Origin of the sequence: Paenibacillus sp. SYP-B3998 (assembly GCF_010820665.1) — a bacterium.
GTDB lineage: Bacteria > Bacillota > Bacilli > Paenibacillales > NBRC-103111 > Paenibacillus_E.
In genome coordinates this window covers 1-15,897 of the sequence record NZ_JAAIKC010000015.1, presented here as the reverse complement: position 1 = coordinate 15,897, position 15,897 = coordinate 1, and the positions used below count along the sequence as shown (strand labels likewise).

Below are 15,897 nucleotides of genomic sequence, written 5' to 3'. Positions count from 1 at the left end.
ATGGCACCATTAAACGATGAACAATTGCATCAAATCCGCGATGAACGAAGAGAGCAAATTAAGGCGGCGGCCATCCAAGTTTTTGCCCATAAAGGTATCATTAGCGCAAAGATGAGCATGATCGCGGAAACGGCAGGTATCAGCAACGGGTTGCTTTACCATTATTACAAATCGAAAGATGAGTTGTTTATGTCGCTTGTTCAAGAGGCGATGATCGAAACGGAAGCGGCCATGCGAAGCGTCTATAAAATGCCGGGAACGCCGATTGAGAAAATCAGGGCGTTGACGGCGGAAATTCTCGATGAAAGCGGAGCACCGTACTTTATGCTCATCCACCAGGCGCGTACGTCCGACGGTGTGCCTGAAAAGGTTAAGCACCTTCTGGAGCAGTATTCGATGGATACTTTTATTGATATGCTGCTTCCGTTATACCAAGAGGGACAGCAGGTCAGAGAATTGGCGGCAGGAGACCCCAGAGATCTTATCGCCTGTTTTTTATCTGTCCTTTCCGGTATCATGGTCATCAATTCGAACGGGATTGAAGACTATCGAATTCCGAAGGTCGATATGTTGATGCGGTTGATTGCTCACCCTGTATCGAGCTTGAGCAACAAATAATTAATTTAATATTCATGCGAAAACTAATCTTGAATATAGAAAAATGGATTATTGCCCAAAAATTCTTTAAGCTAACGGAAACTATAGTTGAACAAACCACAAAAGGCTGCTGCATGCAGCCTTTTGTGCTAACGGACAGAAGACTTGAATAACTCGTCGCTTCTAAAAAAGGGAGTTGAAGGATTTTTGAAGTGCTTATTGAACACTTTTGGAATAGTTTGCTATAGGAATTTTGCAGGTGTCAGGATCTAACATTCCTGATTGATTAAACCCTAAGATGAATAAGGACGGAACATGATAAACAAACAATAAGGAGATCCATATCATTGGATCAACAAGAAGTGGAAAGACATATAGGAAAATCATTGTAGTAAACAACAAAGATGCTACTGCATGAAGATTTATTCAACGAAAAACGATAGTTTAACATCTGAAGGGCTGCCGTGTGGCAGTCCTTTGCTCCGCTACCAGGCAGTTGAGTAAAAGAAGGGAAAGAACCCTTTTTTATAGAATTTATACAAAACAAGTGATTGAAAAGGTAGGAGGCGGTACCATTGAAAACAATCCAAAAGATGTATGAACATCTAAATTGGGCTAATCAACGAATTCTAGAAACCTTGCAAAATGTTGAAGTTGAGTTCCAACAGGTAAGTTTATTTTCGCATATTCTATATTCAGAACAAGTTTGGATTGCTAGAATAAAAGGAAAGGACAGTTCACAAATGCCCATCTGGTCGGATAGTGATCTAGAAGTCTGTGCAAAACTTATTAAACAAAATGAAGATAACTTCAAGACACTTCTCACTGAAATAGCAGAAACTGACTTAGATAACTTAATATCATACACTAACAGTAAAGGTAAGGAGTTTAAGACTTCCATACGAGATATTTTAACTCATGTAGCACTTCATGGTCAGTATCATCGAGGACAGATTAACTCACGAATTCGAGCTGATGGTTTTGAACCAGTGAACACTGATTATATTACTTTTGTGAGATAGATGTATAAATGTTTGCTATTTGACTGAAATGAACAATGATCATGCAGGCTGCCGGGGATAAACTTGGTGGCCTGCAGTGCTAATGGGAAATTAACTATAGTTCAATAACAGGAAGGTTGCATTGTTTGTTTATCTGATTCCCGACGGAAGCATTCTGTAAATTTTAATGGATCTGAACCTTTGTTTTATGACAAGAAAATCTACATCTAAATCGCGATCGCTCATCCATGATAGGTCAGGATAGAGGTGTTCTTAAGAACTGAAAGGTAGAAAATTGTTTAATTTGTTTTTGGACTTGTATAAGTGCACACTTTGTTGTATTTTATAGCGGAACCGAATAGATAGAGAACTATTCAAAATAGTTTTCAGGAGAGGGAAGTGAAGATCATATGAAACAATATAATACGCGGGCTATAATGGCGTCGCTACTCATTTGCGGCTTCGTAGGCATGTTCAGCGAGACAGCACTCAACATAGCAATTAGTAATTTAATGGACGTGTTCCAGATTTCGGCCGCGACTGCACAGTGGTTAACGACAGGCTTTTTGCTGACTCTCGGTATTCTGATGCCGATGACAGGTTTACTGCTACAATGGTTGACAACTAGGCAGCTTTTCATTGTTTCGCTTGCAAGCTCAATCATTGGGACATTGATTGCAGCGCTTGCTCTCAATTTCGAAATGCTGATGGTCGCTCGCGTTCTGCAGGCAGCCGGCATGGGTTTATTGATTCCGCTCATGTTTAATACGATTCTCGTAGTTTACCCTCCGGAGCAGCGCGGGGCAGCTATGGGCTTCGTTGGTCTAGTCATAATGTTCGCACCGGCGACTGGCCCTACTGTGGCTGGTATTTTAATTGAATATTTATCATGGCACTACATTTTCTGGCTGTCTCTTCCATTTTTGGTCATAGGGCTGTTGGTAGGATTGAAATACCTGGAAAACGTCACCGAGGTTACGAGACCGCGCATTGATCTATTGTCCATTATTTTGTCATCAATAGGCTTCGGCGGCGTAGTCTTTGGCTTCAGTAAGGCGGGCGAAGGGGGGGGAGGCTGGACTAGCGTGATCGTGCTCTCATCGATCGTCATCGGCCTTATCGCGCTTGTATTGTTCACGCTGCGCCAGATGTTAATGCGCGAGCCGATGATGAACTTGCGCGTCTTCAAGTACCCTATGTTTATCGTGGGGCTGCTTCTTGTGCTGTCGTGTATGATGATCATCTTATCGAGTATGATTATTTTGCCGATGTATCTGCAGAACGGGATGAAACTATCCGCGTTCGCTACCGGGCTCATGCTGCTGCCGGGCAGCGCGTTGAACGGTATCTTGTCGCCGCGTATGGGACGCTTGTTCGATAAGTATGGACCTAAGTGGCTCGTAATCCCCGGCCTTGTCATCGTAGCGGTGATGTTATGGTTTTTTTCCAGTATATCAGTTGCATCTTCTGTAGCCTTTATCGTGGCCTTGCATATTGGTCTCATGATTGGTATCTCCATGGTATGGATGCCGGCGCAGACGAACGGACTTAACCAACTGCCGCCGGAACTTTACCCACACGGAACGGCAGTCATGAACACGCTGCAGCAGGTCGCAGGTGCGATCGGCACGGCAATTGCTATCAGCATTCTGACAAGCGGCATGGAGAAGTATTTGATCAGCTCTCCGGTACCGAGTGAACCGGTCGAGATGGCTAAAGCGATGATGTTCGGTTCCCAGAACGTGTTCATGTTCGCGATGATTGTGACACTCATCGGGCTAGCCGTGGCGTTTTTCATCCGCCGCGTCATCGTTAAGCATGCGACGATGAATTCGATGCATTGACGTTCTTTTAAGGGAACTGGATGGGATGGTCTGAAAAACCATGAAATAGGAGCCTTTTGCAATGCATAACATACAAGCAGAGCTGCACTGCCGATATCATTCAGAATATCCACCGTATTGTTGACAATCCATTAAGGCTTGATTTTGGCCAAATACGTATGAGGCTTCATCATGTTAGTGGAGGAAAATGGCACATTCAAACGATGACAAAAGTATTATTTTAGAAATCAAAAGAACCAAAAAAAATGTGCGCAAATTTTTACTTTCAATAGGATTGCTGTTCATAGGTTTAATCGGATATGGAGTTTATTGGGTTTTCTTTGACATGAATGGGCTGCCGACGGGTGATTTAATTGAACAATCGACCTCTCCAAACGGCAAATATACAATTAATGCGTACGTATCTAGTGGGGGGGCAACGACTGACTTTACTGTACGAGCAGAACTTGTTTTCAACAAAAACTCTAAGAAGAAAAAGAATATCTATTGGAATTATAGAGAAGAGAATGCATATATCGTTTGGATTGACGATGATACTGTTAGGATTAACGGTCACGTTCTAAGATTGCCAAATGAGAAATATGATTTCAGGAGTGAGTGAACTCTCTATTCACGGGATTCGACGGAGAACGATAGTTAAATAACAGAAAAAGCAGCCCAAAACTGTATTGTCCAGTTTTGGGCTGCTTTTTGTTGATACTCCCCAAAACACATTTGTACAGCTAACCAAATGTATTTGTGTATTCGCAATGAATTCCTCTAGATAAGAAACTTAAAAAGAATTTTCATTAAGCGTCCTATTGAATAGGACGTTTTTGTTTTGAGTTTTATCCTCAGAAATTCTTTAGTTTTATCCCCGTAGGTTCCTTAGAATTCTAACTTAATATAATCTTATCGGCATTAACTGAGGAGGCTAGAAAATGATCAGTTTTTTTCTCGCCTGCTGCTTAGGTACATTTGGAATTCCGGTCCCTAATGAAATAACAATACTGACGGGGAATATTGGATGGAAATGGAATTTTTGATTCGCGGATTATATACGTTTTTATTCTTATCGGTTTATTGATAGCTTTTACGACCGGATAGTTATTAGGCAGAATTTTCGGAAAACGGATGGTTGCAAAGTTTAACAAAAGCCGTCATTTTCTAAGAGAAGAAAAATACTGGAAGTTTGCCAACAAACTCAATATTTTGTCGCTAAAAAATTAGCTGATTATGAATCGGTAGGCATTGCTGCACTGATAGCTCTCTTGGTATTTATATTGTTACACGAGCAAATCAACAATTGAAGAAAATAAGGAGAAGGATGGAGAATTTCATGGCTTCTGATCAATATTTAATGTTTTTACAAAAATTTATTCAAAACCCTAAGCAAATCGGTAGTGTATTGCCAAGTTCTCGATTTTTGGCTAATAAAATGGTTCAGTCTGTTCCGTGGAGCGAAGTTGGTTCTGTTGCTGAACTTGGATCCGGCACTGGTGCAGTCACACGGTTTATCAAATCGAGTGTATCGGACTCAACCAAAGTGTTTTTGTTCGAGAATGATGAAACCATGAAGGCTAATTTACAGAAGCAATACCCTAGTTTTGCATGTCACACAAACGCATGTTATTTAACAAATGTAATAAATCACCATGGCATCCATCAGTTAGACTGCATTATTAGCGGACTACCATTTTTCAATTTTCCAAGAGAACTTCGAGAAACGTTAATTGATCAAATTATCAAAGCCTTAAAACCGGGCGGCTATTTTGTCGCCTTTCAGTATTCTCTCCAGATGAAAAAACATTTAGTAAGTGCATTCGATATCGAAAGAATAAATTTGGTGCCGCTTAATTTCCCGCCAGCATTTGTGTATGTATGCCGTAAAAAGGGGGGGATTGCATGAATTACGACACACTCATACATTATATTTCACAATTTGGATATGCCGCGTTGTTTTTTACGCTTTGGCTTGGCATCGTGGGTATGCCGATACCAGATGAGGTCATCGTGATGACTGGAGGAGCTGTAAGCAAAACGGGTATTCTCCTGACGTTTCCAGCTTTTATTGTCACCTATTTAGGTGTGATTTCTGGGCTATCACTTGGTTATGCTCTCGGGAGATTTCTCGGATCACCGGTACTTGATAAACTTCGGCGTAAAAAGAATATCGATAAGCATTTAAAAACAGCAGAAAACATGTTAAACAAATACGGAAATTTTGCTTTAAGCTTTAGTTACTTCATTCCGGTCGTCAGACATATTATTCCCTATTTAGTTGGGATTAATAAAATGCCGTATCGTCATTATGCGCTTTATTCTTACACCGCTGGACTTGTTTGGACATTTGTCTTTTTTGTGTTAGGTCAACTAGCAGGAACCCATGTGCAAAGTGTTGGGACAATGGTATATCATTACGGTATATATGTAGGACTTTCATTTACGATAATCATTATTATAGTTTTATTATTCAGAAGCCAGAAAAGGGGGAAAGCAAGATGAAAACAGTATTAGTCGTAGACGACGATTCGGAAATTCGCGATGTTATTCACGTTTATTTACGCAACGAAGGATATAAGGTTTTAGAAGCAGAGGATGGTCTTAAAGCGTTAGATGTATTAAAGGTAAACTCCGTGCAGCTCATTATTTTAGACGTTATGATGCCCAACTTAGATGGCATCAAAACGTGCATGAAGATTAGGGAAACTTGGACAACACCCATCATTATGCTCTCTGCTAAAGAGGAGGATATCGATAAAATCATGGGTCTTTCTAATGGCGCTGATGACTATGTGGCCAAGCCCTTTAATCCTTTAGAACTGCTTGCAAGAGTAAAAGCTCAGCTTCGGAGGCAAACGTACACCGCAAAGGAAGCAAACGATTCCGCGATTACCATACAAGAACTTGTTATCGACAAAGCAAAGCATTTCGTATCGATAAGGGGGAAAGAGGTTTCCCTTACACCTCTTGAATTTTCTATTTTGGAGTTATTGGCAAGCCACTCTGGGCAAGTTTTTAGTGCCGATAAAATTTATGAAACGTTGTGGAATGAACCCTCCGGCTATTCCGATAATACGGTCATGGTGCATATCCGCAATTTGCGTGAAAAAATGGAGGAACATCCAAGAAAACCGCGATATATCAAAACGGTTTGGGGAGTGGGATATAAAATTGATAAATATACTATTTAGCTTGATAAGAGGTAAAAAAAGCATCCAGGTCGAGATGTTTTGGGCGTTTGTTTTTAGTTTTATTATTGCGGTTGTTTCCATGGCATTCATCTCGATTTTTAATCAAACTTATGTGCCGACTATTTGTTTTATAGCTGCATTCACCGTCTCTTTTTATTTACTAACCGGCCGCGTGGTCAGATACCTCATTGCTTTAGCAGATGGACTCGATATCATTTCAGAAGGAAATTTGGATTACCGCGTACCTATACTGCGAGAAGATGAGCTTGGGCGAGTAGCACTAAGCATTAATGCGATGACTGAACGATTAGATCGACAGATTCAAAGGGAGCGGAAGATTGAAAAATCCAAGATGGACCTAATAACAGGTGTATCCCATGACTTGCGCACGCCCCTTACGAGCATCATTGGTTACTTAGATTTATTAAGAACTAGTTCATTTCAAAATCAGAATGAGTATGAACGGTTTTTTCAAAACACATACAGCAAAGCCATTCATTTAAAAAAGCTCATAGACGATTTGTTTGAATTCACTCGTCTTACATCTAGCAGCATTAAATTAAACCTGAAACAAATTGATGTTCATCAACTGCTTGACCAAATGATCTTTGAATTCGAGCCTATTGCTCTGGAAAACAGAGCATCCATTGACAAAGATATCGGTAATACCGCTGTTGTTACGGTAATTGATAGCGAAAAATTCGCGAGAGCCATCGATAATTTGCTGATGAATGCGCTCAAGTATTCCATTAAGCCGGGCACAATCCGCATCTCCATGAAAACGGATGAACAGTTTTTTTACATTACGGTCGAAAATGAAGGGACACCCATCACAAAAGATCAAGAGGAAAAACTTTTTGACCGTTTTTATAAAGGCGATCACTCGCGGCGCAGCGAAGATATCCAAACGGGTACCGGTTTAGGTCTTTCGATCACCAGAAACATTGTTGAACTGCACGAAGGAACGGTAACGCTTACATATAATGACGGGATTTTCGTCTTTATAATTACGGTCCCCCTCAGAAATTCTTTAGTTTTATCCCCATAGGTTCTTTATTAAGTGAATCAATGTTCAATGAGGGCCGCGTATAAAGAGGTTTTTTGTTTTATGGGATAAACTAGCACGCTCCGTGTGGAACAGGGGAAAAGCGGGAGATAACATCAAACGCTTACCTATTGTTACCTATAGTTGAACAAACAAGGAGCAGTTCTGCCGCGGCAGCTGCTCCTATTTAAGGGCTATTCCTCATGTCTGTTAAGACTTTAGGGATAGCCATTCTTATTACCACTTGTGCTTTATTCGTTAGAAAGCTTGAAAATCTCCAACAGCTTGAAGATCAAGCTGAGCAGAATCGCTACTATGGTAGCCAGGGCCATACCTTTTAGTTCAAAATGCCCCAATTTCAGTGCTACCCCGCTAAGGCCAATTACAAGAACCGCGGTTGTTAGAATCAAATTGACCGGTTTGGAATAATCGACTTTGGTTTCCACCAGCATCCGGATCCCCGAAGCGGCGATGACGCCGAAAAGCAGTAAGGAAACGCCGCCCATGACAGGCGTTGGAATGGTTTGAATCAGCGCCGAGATTTTCCCGACAAAGGAGAGAACGATAGCCAGGATCGCTGCTCCTCCGATGACCCATACAGAATATACGCGGCTAATCGCCATGACACCGATGTTTTCACCGTAGGTTGTATTTGGTGTTGAGCCGACTAAGGATGATAGCATTGTAGAGATGCCATTACCGAGTAAGGATCTGCTTAGACCAGGGTCTTTGGATAAATCTTTACCTACCATATTCCCGGTTACAATCAAGTGGCCAATATGCTCCGCAATGACAACAAGAGCAGCAGGCGCGATGATTAATATACTAGCCAGATCAAATGTCGGGCTGTAGAAAGTGGGGAGTCTAAACCAAAGCGCAGCACCTAATGTTTCTCCTATATGTACCAAACCCAACAATGCGGCAAGTATGTAACCGGCAACTATGGCCACCAAAATCGGAATGACCTTCAATAGTCCGCGAAAGACAACGGAACCGAAAACACCTACCATAAATGTAAAAATAGAAACCGATATCACGATAGGATTGGGAACCCAGGCTTCCTTCAAATCGGTCGGAGGAATAATACCTGCCATAGTGGCGGCTGTAGGAACCAACTCTAAACCGATTACGGACACGATCGCTCCCATCGCAGCAGGTGGAAATACGACGTCAATCCAGCGTGTCCCCACGACACGAATTAACAACGATATGATTGTAAAAATCAATCCGACCACCAGAAATCCGCCTAAAGCCGAACTATAACCTTTGGAAGCAAGGACGACAAAAACAGGAGAGAGGAAGGCGAAGCTCGACCCCAAAAATGCCGGGATTTTTCCTTTTGTGATGAAAATATAAAGCAAGGTGCCTATCCCGTTCATCAGCAGAATCGTGGCTGGATCGACTTTAAACAAGATAGGGACCAGCACTGTTGAGCCAAACATCGCAAATAAATGCTGTAAACTAAGGGGAATACTTTCGCCGATTGAGGGGCGTTCATCAACTTGAATAATACGAGACATGGTGGAAACTCCCTTCTTTAACTTCTCGAACGATATCTTAACATATTTTGATTGAAAAAAAGAACTAATTTTGTGATGCTGCAATTAGCCACACAGTATTTCCCAATGGATCCTGCAGCATCATGAGGCTGGCACAGGATCCGCAGGTAGCTTTATTACGCTATTGGACAGATTGTTTCAATATATTAGAATAAACAAACGAAAAATGTATATTGGTGGGAAAATACCGATTGTTACAAAGAAAAAAACTTTTATATATCACAATAACTTCTACAAAAAGAAAGGTGCCTTCTCCTCCACACCCTCAAGGAGAGGCCAAAAACTCGTGTCACTAATGAGTAGCTTATTAGTACACTACTACAGGAGGGGATTCTGGACCATTAGAGTTTCCAAGTACTGAAAACTCGTATCTCTTGCATGCAACTTGAGTTGGATCATTAACTCCACATCCTATTGCTCCCACATCAACACAAACAATATGATTCCACAAGCCATCTTTTAGATCCAACACATAAGGTTCTCCTGCGGGACAAGTGCCATAATCATTATATTGAGGATCTAGTGTGGTTACTGGATGTAAACCTGAACCGTCATTAACCCAAATTGTTATTGATCTCCTATCAGTATGACAATTATAAATACTTACTTTACTATAGCCCTGTGTTGGTGGATGCAATGGAGGAGTAGTTGGAGTTGTCGGTGTAGTTGGAACTGGCAGAGTAGTTGGATCTCCAACATATGGAGCTGTGTCGGCAGACCAAATGACTGCACCTTTTTCGAATCGTTGAAATCTCCATCCATCAGGTCTAACTACCTCATCGCTTATGGGATAACCAAGCGAACCACCTACACCCCCCAATTCTGCCCACTTATTCCATATAGGATTAGAAACCGCATAAGCACGATCATGACCAAATTTAAAGACGATTGATCTATTCGGAATATTATAAAGTAGATTGTGAAAATTGTTGAAGCGACCACCTCCATTAAGAGTTGTTAATTCATCAGTGGCTGGGTAACCAAAAAATTCCCACCCAATACTTGCCCACTTATCACGAATAGCACCATGAACCTCATGGGCTCCTGTTTTAGGGTGCCAATAAATAGACCAATCTCTACCACTGCCTCGATAATGTCTAAAACGCCCGTGTCCGTCTTTAGTAATGGACTCGGGTGTAATAGGAGTACCTACAAAACCTTTTTTAATAAGCTCTCGATATTTACGGTCTATTTCTGACTCTGACAAATATTCAAAATGCGGTATATGAATCGGCGGATGGGACGGAGCAATCGGTGTATTCGGATTAAAAGGAACTACAGCACGTGAAATTATGGGATAATAGTACCCATAATAATACCCATTATATGGAATAATTTTGTATATTTCTTGATTCAAGGAATGTGCCTCCTTAACCTTATTAATGTTTGAAGTACTTTGTTGGGCTTCAATAAGATAAAGTATTCAGCAGATTATGTTTTGTAAATTTGTCCATGATATCTGATTGCCGACAAAGACACATAATAAATATACCGTGGATTATTTCGCTAGCGGGCAGATTACTTCAGTAGCGTGGAATGTTCAACAACTTCACAATGTTACTTCATCAATACCACAAGTACTAGTTTGGAGTAAAATATGGGTAGTGGTTGTTAGATTGGAGGTATGAAGAAAAGTGAAGTTAAGCTTATTGGAAGTAAGACAGAACAGGACTATAGAGAACAATTGATTAGAAATAAATTGGGTATGTAACACAGCCATACTTGGGGGACTCATATTGGGGTTCTTATACTTTGTAGTTGAATTTATATTAATAGCTCTTGTTATAGCCAAACTCGGTTCGATGGAAAATGAAGTGCTTATTATCAATATACTCGTATATCTAATTCCTATAATTGTATTGATTTGTTCAATACTTTTTAGAAAATGGCATCTCTTTCTATTCTTAATTGTATTTATAGCCACTGAATCTATGGTATACAAACATTTATATCCAGCAGCTCTAACTATAGCAAGAGCCAGCGAGGAACAGTTCTATGCCCTTGTAAAGACGTACTGTACAGACTAACATAATCAGCAAAAAATAGCCTTGGCCGACTAACGGCCAAAGCTATTTGCATACGAGCGAATCGGAGCCGATTCGCGATTAGTGACCCATCATCGCCGGGTCTGGATTGTCCCCGCCGACGGTTCCGTCTTCTTCCAGCTGCTTAGGTTTACGCAGAAGGAGCGACAGTGCGACACCTGCGGCCACAATGCACGCGGACAGGAAGAACGTGTCGCCGTAACCCGCGACGACGGCGTTCAGCGGATTCGCGTCCGCTCCCGCGCTTTCGGCGTGGGAAGTGATTTGCGACGTGAGATAACCCGTCAGGCCCGCGACCGCGAACGAGAGGACGACTTGCGAAGCTGCTGTTGTCAGCGGTGTGACGCGGTTCACCAGACGGCGAGGTGCAGAGTTCAAGACATGCGTGTTGAGCGGCATCATGGTGAAGCCCATGCCGAGACCCAAGATGCAGATGCACAGAATGATAACCCACAGCGAGGTATCCACCGATATGCCGGACAAGATGAACAGGGAAATGGTTATGACGGTAAGACCAGCGAAGGCGAGCGGACGCGCGCCGATCTTATCGAACAACCGGCCGCTGATTGGCATGCCGAGTCCCGCGCATAAGGCGTAAGGCATCAGGATCCAGCCCGTTTCAAGCGCGGTGTAGTGCATGACGCCTTGCAGATACAGCGGCACGATTAGCATTGTGCCGAACAGCGGGAGCTGTACGATCCACGTCATGATGATGCTGCGTGTAAAGTCGGACGACTTGAACGCTTTCAGCTCCAGCAGCGGCTGCTTCTGTGCCAGTTCCACGAAAATGAAGAGGATGAGTGCAATGCCGCCGACGGTTAAGCCCGTGATCGTCGAAGCCTTGGACCAGCTGGTGCCGCCTTCGCTTACCCCGTACGCCAGCATGGAGAAGGCGATCGGCGCGAGGCACATGCCGATGACGTCCAGATGCGGCGCCGCATGGCGGTCGGATTTCGGCAAGTATTTATACCCGAGAATGAAGGCGATAATGCCGATCGGCAGATTGATGATGAAAATCCAGTGCCAGCTGACAGAATCGACCAGCCAGCCGGATAGCACTGGACCGAACGCCGGCGCAATCAGCAATGGGATCCCGAGTACGCCCATGATGGATCCGCGGCGCTCTGGAGGCGCGAGTTTGAACACCATGGCCATCCCGATCGGGCCCACCATGCCGCCGCCCAAGCCTTGAATGATGCGGTAAATGATCAGCTGTTCCGGCGTTTGCGCGATGCCGCAAAGCACGGAGCCGATCGTGAACAGGGCGATCGTTATCATGAAGATTTGCTTGGAGCCGAATTTATCGGCCATCCAGCCTGCAAGCGGGATAACGGCGGATAAGGCTAGCGTATAGCCGGTGACGGTCCATTGGATCGTCTTCAGATCGGTGTCGAAGTATTCAACGAGTTTCGGAATGGCATTATTGACGACGGTGCTGTCCAGAATAACCATGATCATGCCGACAATAATCGCCATGAGCGGACGCAGAATGGCTTTCAACGAGAAGTCGTCCCCGCCAGTTGCCATCGGATTTGTTTGCGTAGGAGTTGACATAGGTCCCTGCTTTCTGCTCATTGAGCTGTGTATGGATGAAAATAATGGTCGAGGAACAAATTGATCTGTTCTTGGATGGACGCCGACACGCGAAAATAGGAGTCGTCGTGGGATTCTTGCTTACAACCGACTTTGATGATGGGCTACAGGATGGCGAAGGTCTTTTCGAAGTCTTCGTACGTGCTTGTGTTAATCGTAGCTTCTTCCCAAAACCGCTTGCGGATATCCATAGCCTGATCACGTAGTCCGACAATCTTCGGCTCCAGTTCGGCGATTCTTGCCTGCAGCTTGTTTCTGATCCCTTCAAGCCGCTCCAGTTCCTACCACCAATCCTTCGCTTCCATCTCTCCCTGAACGCACTCCTTTTTCCGTTTTTTTTGGATAAGAAAGAGCATTGACAAATTAAAGTTCCAGATGTACAATTAAACTAGGAAAAGAAATGAGTACACTCCTTATATTTATTTTTCAGTTACGCTATTGATTATATCATAGCGATATTTTGTGTTCAATTTATTTTTTTTGTTACCCTCCGACAGCGCTAAACACTGACCCGGATTGTGGACAGCTTAAACAAACCACCGCGGAGTTAAGCTGCCAGGAGATGACCCTTGAATTCATAAGAGGTCATCTTTTTTATGTCCACTGGCTCTGAATTGTAATAGGTTATGTTGTAAGCGGAGAACGGGAAACGATAGGTGAGGAGCATGCCACGGGGCAGCTCCTCTTTGGTTTATTGAAGTAACGGGCAGCGCAACAATATATCATTCAAATCAAGCCAATTTATAGTAAAATAAAATGATTAATTCTGTAATTGGTTATAAGCTTATGGTTAAAAGGTGGAACTGACATAAATGAAGTAGACGTATTAACAATGTTAAAGAACTATAGTCTGGCCTTAATGACTCGTATTTTGAACAAACCTATAATATCCCCGTGGAAGTATTCATGCATTATGAAAGAAGAGGACTCGAAATATGCCTGATGTAACTTTTTACCGCGATGATGCATTGCCTTTCTTGGAAGCAAAGAGATGTCTGAAGAGCGATTTTGCCTATCAAAAGCATTTCCATGAGGAATATTCGATTGGGTTAATTGATGAAGGTGAAACGAATGCTTGGTGTGACGGAACAATGCATTATGTTGAAAGGGGACGGCTGATCAGCTTTCCGCCGATGATGCTGCATGCATGTTATCCCGATACGGGCGTAAAATGGAAATACAAGATGCTGTTCATTAATCCAAATTGGTTCCAGGGTCTCAAGCAACGGGAGCTTGATCAGCTTCATATCCCGTTCTTATTGGGTGAGGGTAAAAATAAAGTCTGCCGTGTACACATCAATCGTACGATGGAGGCACTCACCAGAACCTCCTCTCCGATTGAGATCGAAACTGCTTTAATCGACCTGGTACAAGCACTCGTTAGTCAGAACACCTCCGATCTTGAACATGAAACACACCAAGGAAAGCAAGACCAGAAATACGTTAAACTTATAAAGGAATACATACATGCGCATTTTTCCGAACAGATAACGTTGGAGAATTTGGAGAACGAAGCTGGAATCAGCAGATTTCATCTCATTCGTATTTATAAGAGGTGGAGTCATCTGCCCCCGCATGCTTATCAAAACTTACTGCGAATTAATCATGCGAAGTCGGAATTGATGAAGAAGCGATCGATAGCCGAAATTGCAGTAGAAGTGGGCTTCTATGACCAGAGTCACTTCGCGAAAACATTTGACAAGATAGTCGGGACTACACCGCATAAATACGTCTTATCAATTTAAAAAAAGAGCAATTATTTACAATACCAGCCTCCTTCATCCTAGTATACTGGGTGTAACTTGAAAGAGGGAGAGTTGACATCATGTACCAAGTATCAGATTTGGAAAAACAATTCACAGCTGCACTAAAATCTATCGCTCGCCGTTCAGACCTAAAATCTTATGTGGAGCAGATACCACAACTGAATCGGCTGTTGCGTCTTACAGCTGATAGATATGTAACGGGTGAACATCGCAAAGACGGACTCAAAGTGGGACGCAAGTTAGTGGCTAAAGGTTACGCAGTATCCATCGAGTATATTGGTGAAAATACAACTGTTGCCACTGAATGTGAAGCAGCCGCATTGGAGATGATGGCCCTGATCCATGACTTAAGCCAAGGCGGGGTCCCAGCGCGTGTATCATTCGATCTATCACATATCGGGCTTTCCTTGGATAAGGAGTTTGCTTTTTCGCATCTGATGAATCTAGCTGAGCAAGCCCAGGAAGCTGGGGTTGAATTATTCATTAGTATGGAAGAGTCCAGTAAGACAGATGACATACTATCTGTTTATGAGCGAGCAGCCTCTTTTTATCCGAACATTGGCATTACTTTGCAGGCGCACTTGACACGAACGCCACAGGATTTGGCTGCTATAGTTGCCTCACCTAGTCGTATACGCATCGTCAAAGGCGCCTATCAAGAACCGGCTGACTGCTCGATCCCTCGATCTTCAACGCTTAGTGATCGTTATTTGGAACTTGTTGAAAGCACGATTCGCCAAGGACACCGTGTATCTATCGCTACCCATGATGAACATATCATCGAGGAAGTGCTGGAGCGTGGGTGGTTATCCAACTCAGATGTAGAATTCGAAATGTTGTATGGAATTCGTCCGGATTTGAGCAGCAGTCTAAAAGCAGCTGGGCATCCAGTAAGGATCTATCTTACATATGGGCATCAATGGTTTTTGTACTTGTGTCATCGGATTGCCGAATACCCGCCGAATCTTTTTCAAGCTGTGATGGATATGGTAAGTAATGAGGAAGTTGAGGTTGAGGTTATTAAAGCGTATGAATAAAAAGGATATTGTTGAAAGCAGGTGCTTATCTTGACTAAGCGATTCGCAGAGATATTAAGAGTCAAGTATGCGCTGCCGACATGGATTGAAAGCCGCGTTGCGATTGGGCAGGATAAGATATCCGGGAGAATTTTGACAGATTAATAGCATAAGTCCAAGCCAATATATTAACCAATTCATACACTATTACTATCTTGGTGATTAGGAGGGTGATAGGAATGGGATTAATATTTAATC

At 42.8% G+C, this 15,897-nt stretch carries 14 protein-coding genes; 11 read left to right on the top strand and 3 right to left on the bottom strand.

The genetic code is table 11. The annotated features are described in order from the left end of the window. The 8 genes from GK047_RS25165 to GK047_RS25130 all read left to right on the top strand — a co-directional run bounded on the left by GK047_RS25165 (window position 1) and on the right by GK047_RS25130 (window position 7,663). Complete coding sequence (locus GK047_RS25165) at window positions 1–618, top strand: TetR/AcrR family transcriptional regulator (protein WP_163952953.1); 618 nt, start codon at window positions 1–3, stop codon at window positions 616–618. A gap of 554 nt (window positions 619–1,172) precedes the next feature. Continuing rightward, window positions 1,173–1,619 (top strand): DinB family protein, encoded by a 447-nt coding sequence (locus GK047_RS25160; RefSeq protein WP_163952951.1) that lies wholly within the window; start codon window positions 1,173–1,175, stop codon window positions 1,617–1,619. Between the two features lie 389 nt (window positions 1,620–2,008). After that, window positions 2,009–3,442, top strand: a complete 1,434-nt coding sequence (locus GK047_RS25155; protein WP_163952948.1) for a DHA2 family efflux MFS transporter permease subunit — start codon at window positions 2,009–2,011, stop codon at window positions 3,440–3,442. A gap of 187 nt (window positions 3,443–3,629) precedes the next feature. After that, complete coding sequence (locus GK047_RS25150) at window positions 3,630–4,043, top strand: DUF5412 domain-containing protein (RefSeq protein ID WP_163952946.1); 414 nt, start codon at window positions 3,630–3,632, stop codon at window positions 4,041–4,043. Window positions 4,044–4,760: 717 nt separating this feature from the next. Continuing rightward, complete coding sequence (locus GK047_RS25145; protein WP_163952944.1) at window positions 4,761–5,330, top strand: class I SAM-dependent methyltransferase; 570 nt, start codon at window positions 4,761–4,763, stop codon at window positions 5,328–5,330. Beyond that, on the top strand, window positions 5,327–5,926 hold the full coding sequence (locus GK047_RS25140; protein WP_163952942.1) for a DedA family protein: 600 nt from the start codon (window positions 5,327–5,329) through the stop codon (window positions 5,924–5,926). Before GK047_RS25145 ends, GK047_RS25140 begins: the two co-directional genes overlap by 4 nt. Continuing rightward, window positions 5,923–6,615, top strand: coding sequence for a response regulator transcription factor (locus tag GK047_RS25135; RefSeq protein ID WP_163952940.1), 693 nt, complete (start codon window positions 5,923–5,925; stop codon window positions 6,613–6,615). The genes GK047_RS25140 and GK047_RS25135 overlap by 4 nt, the downstream gene beginning before the upstream one ends. Then, window positions 6,596–7,663 (top strand): HAMP domain-containing sensor histidine kinase, encoded by a 1,068-nt coding sequence (locus GK047_RS25130; protein ID WP_240344207.1) that lies wholly within the window; start codon window positions 6,596–6,598, stop codon window positions 7,661–7,663. The genes GK047_RS25135 and GK047_RS25130 overlap by 20 nt, the downstream gene beginning before the upstream one ends. Window positions 7,664–7,911: 248 nt before the next feature. On the opposite strand, the gene uraA is transcribed toward GK047_RS25130, so the two are convergent. From uraA to GK047_RS25115, 3 genes are all read right to left on the bottom strand, one after another. Then, window positions 7,912–9,180 (bottom strand): uracil permease, encoded by a 1,269-nt coding sequence (uraA, locus tag GK047_RS25125; protein ID WP_163952936.1) that lies wholly within the window; start codon window positions 9,178–9,180, stop codon window positions 7,912–7,914. Between the two features lie 346 nt (window positions 9,181–9,526). Further along, on the bottom strand, window positions 9,527–10,576 hold the full coding sequence (locus tag GK047_RS25120) for an LGFP repeat-containing protein (RefSeq protein WP_163952934.1): 1,050 nt from the start codon (window positions 10,574–10,576) through the stop codon (window positions 9,527–9,529). 748 nt (window positions 10,577–11,324) lie between these two features. Next, window positions 11,325–12,791 (bottom strand): MDR family MFS transporter, encoded by a 1,467-nt coding sequence (locus tag GK047_RS25115; RefSeq protein ID WP_240344206.1) that lies wholly within the window; start codon window positions 12,789–12,791, stop codon window positions 11,325–11,327. 62 nt (window positions 12,792–12,853) lie between these two features. Here GK047_RS25115 and GK047_RS25110 point away from each other — a divergent pair, with 62 nt between their 5' ends. The 3 genes from GK047_RS25110 (at window position 12,854) to GK047_RS25100 (ending at window position 15,660) form a co-directional block, all read left to right on the top strand. Beyond that, the gene (locus tag GK047_RS25110) at window positions 12,854–13,063 is read left to right on the top strand and encodes a hypothetical protein (protein ID WP_163952929.1); all 210 of its coding nucleotides are present in this window, start codon (window positions 12,854–12,856) and stop codon (window positions 13,061–13,063) included. A gap of 729 nt (window positions 13,064–13,792) precedes the next feature. Beyond that, window positions 13,793–14,602, top strand: coding sequence for an AraC family transcriptional regulator (locus GK047_RS25105; protein ID WP_163952927.1), 810 nt, complete (start codon window positions 13,793–13,795; stop codon window positions 14,600–14,602). A gap of 80 nt (window positions 14,603–14,682) precedes the next feature. Further along, window positions 14,683–15,660 (top strand): proline dehydrogenase family protein, encoded by a 978-nt coding sequence (locus GK047_RS25100; protein ID WP_163952925.1) that lies wholly within the window; start codon window positions 14,683–14,685, stop codon window positions 15,658–15,660. Window positions 15,661–15,897: the final 237 nt, after the last annotated feature.

Bases quoted from the DNA above. Each gene is read 5' to 3' on its own strand.
- GK047_RS25165 (WP_163952953.1), top strand. From the start codon at position 1: ATGGCACCATTAAACGATGAACAATTGCATCAAATCCGCGATGAACGA.
- GK047_RS25155 (WP_163952948.1), top strand. From the start codon at position 2,009: ATGAAACAATATAATACGCGGGCTATAATGGCGTCGCTACTCATTTGC.
- GK047_RS25150 (WP_163952946.1), top strand. From the start codon at position 3,630: ATGGCACATTCAAACGATGACAAAAGTATTATTTTAGAAATCAAAAGA.
- GK047_RS25145 (WP_163952944.1), top strand. From the start codon at position 4,761: ATGGCTTCTGATCAATATTTAATGTTTTTACAAAAATTTATTCAAAAC.
- GK047_RS25140 (WP_163952942.1), top strand. From the start codon at position 5,327: ATGAATTACGACACACTCATACATTATATTTCACAATTTGGATATGCC.
- GK047_RS25135 (WP_163952940.1), top strand. From the start codon at position 5,923: ATGAAAACAGTATTAGTCGTAGACGACGATTCGGAAATTCGCGATGTT.
- uraA (WP_163952936.1), bottom strand. From the start codon at position 9,180: ATGTCTCGTATTATTCAAGTTGATGAACGCCCCTCAATCGGCGAAAGT.
- GK047_RS25115 (WP_240344206.1), bottom strand. From the start codon at position 12,791: ATGGCAACTGGCGGGGACGACTTCTCGTTGAAAGCCATTCTGCGTCCG.
- GK047_RS25110 (WP_163952929.1), top strand. From the start codon at position 12,854: ATGAAAATAATGGTCGAGGAACAAATTGATCTGTTCTTGGATGGACGC.
- GK047_RS25105 (WP_163952927.1), top strand. From the start codon at position 13,793: ATGCCTGATGTAACTTTTTACCGCGATGATGCATTGCCTTTCTTGGAA.
- GK047_RS25100 (WP_163952925.1), top strand. From the start codon at position 14,683: ATGTACCAAGTATCAGATTTGGAAAAACAATTCACAGCTGCACTAAAA.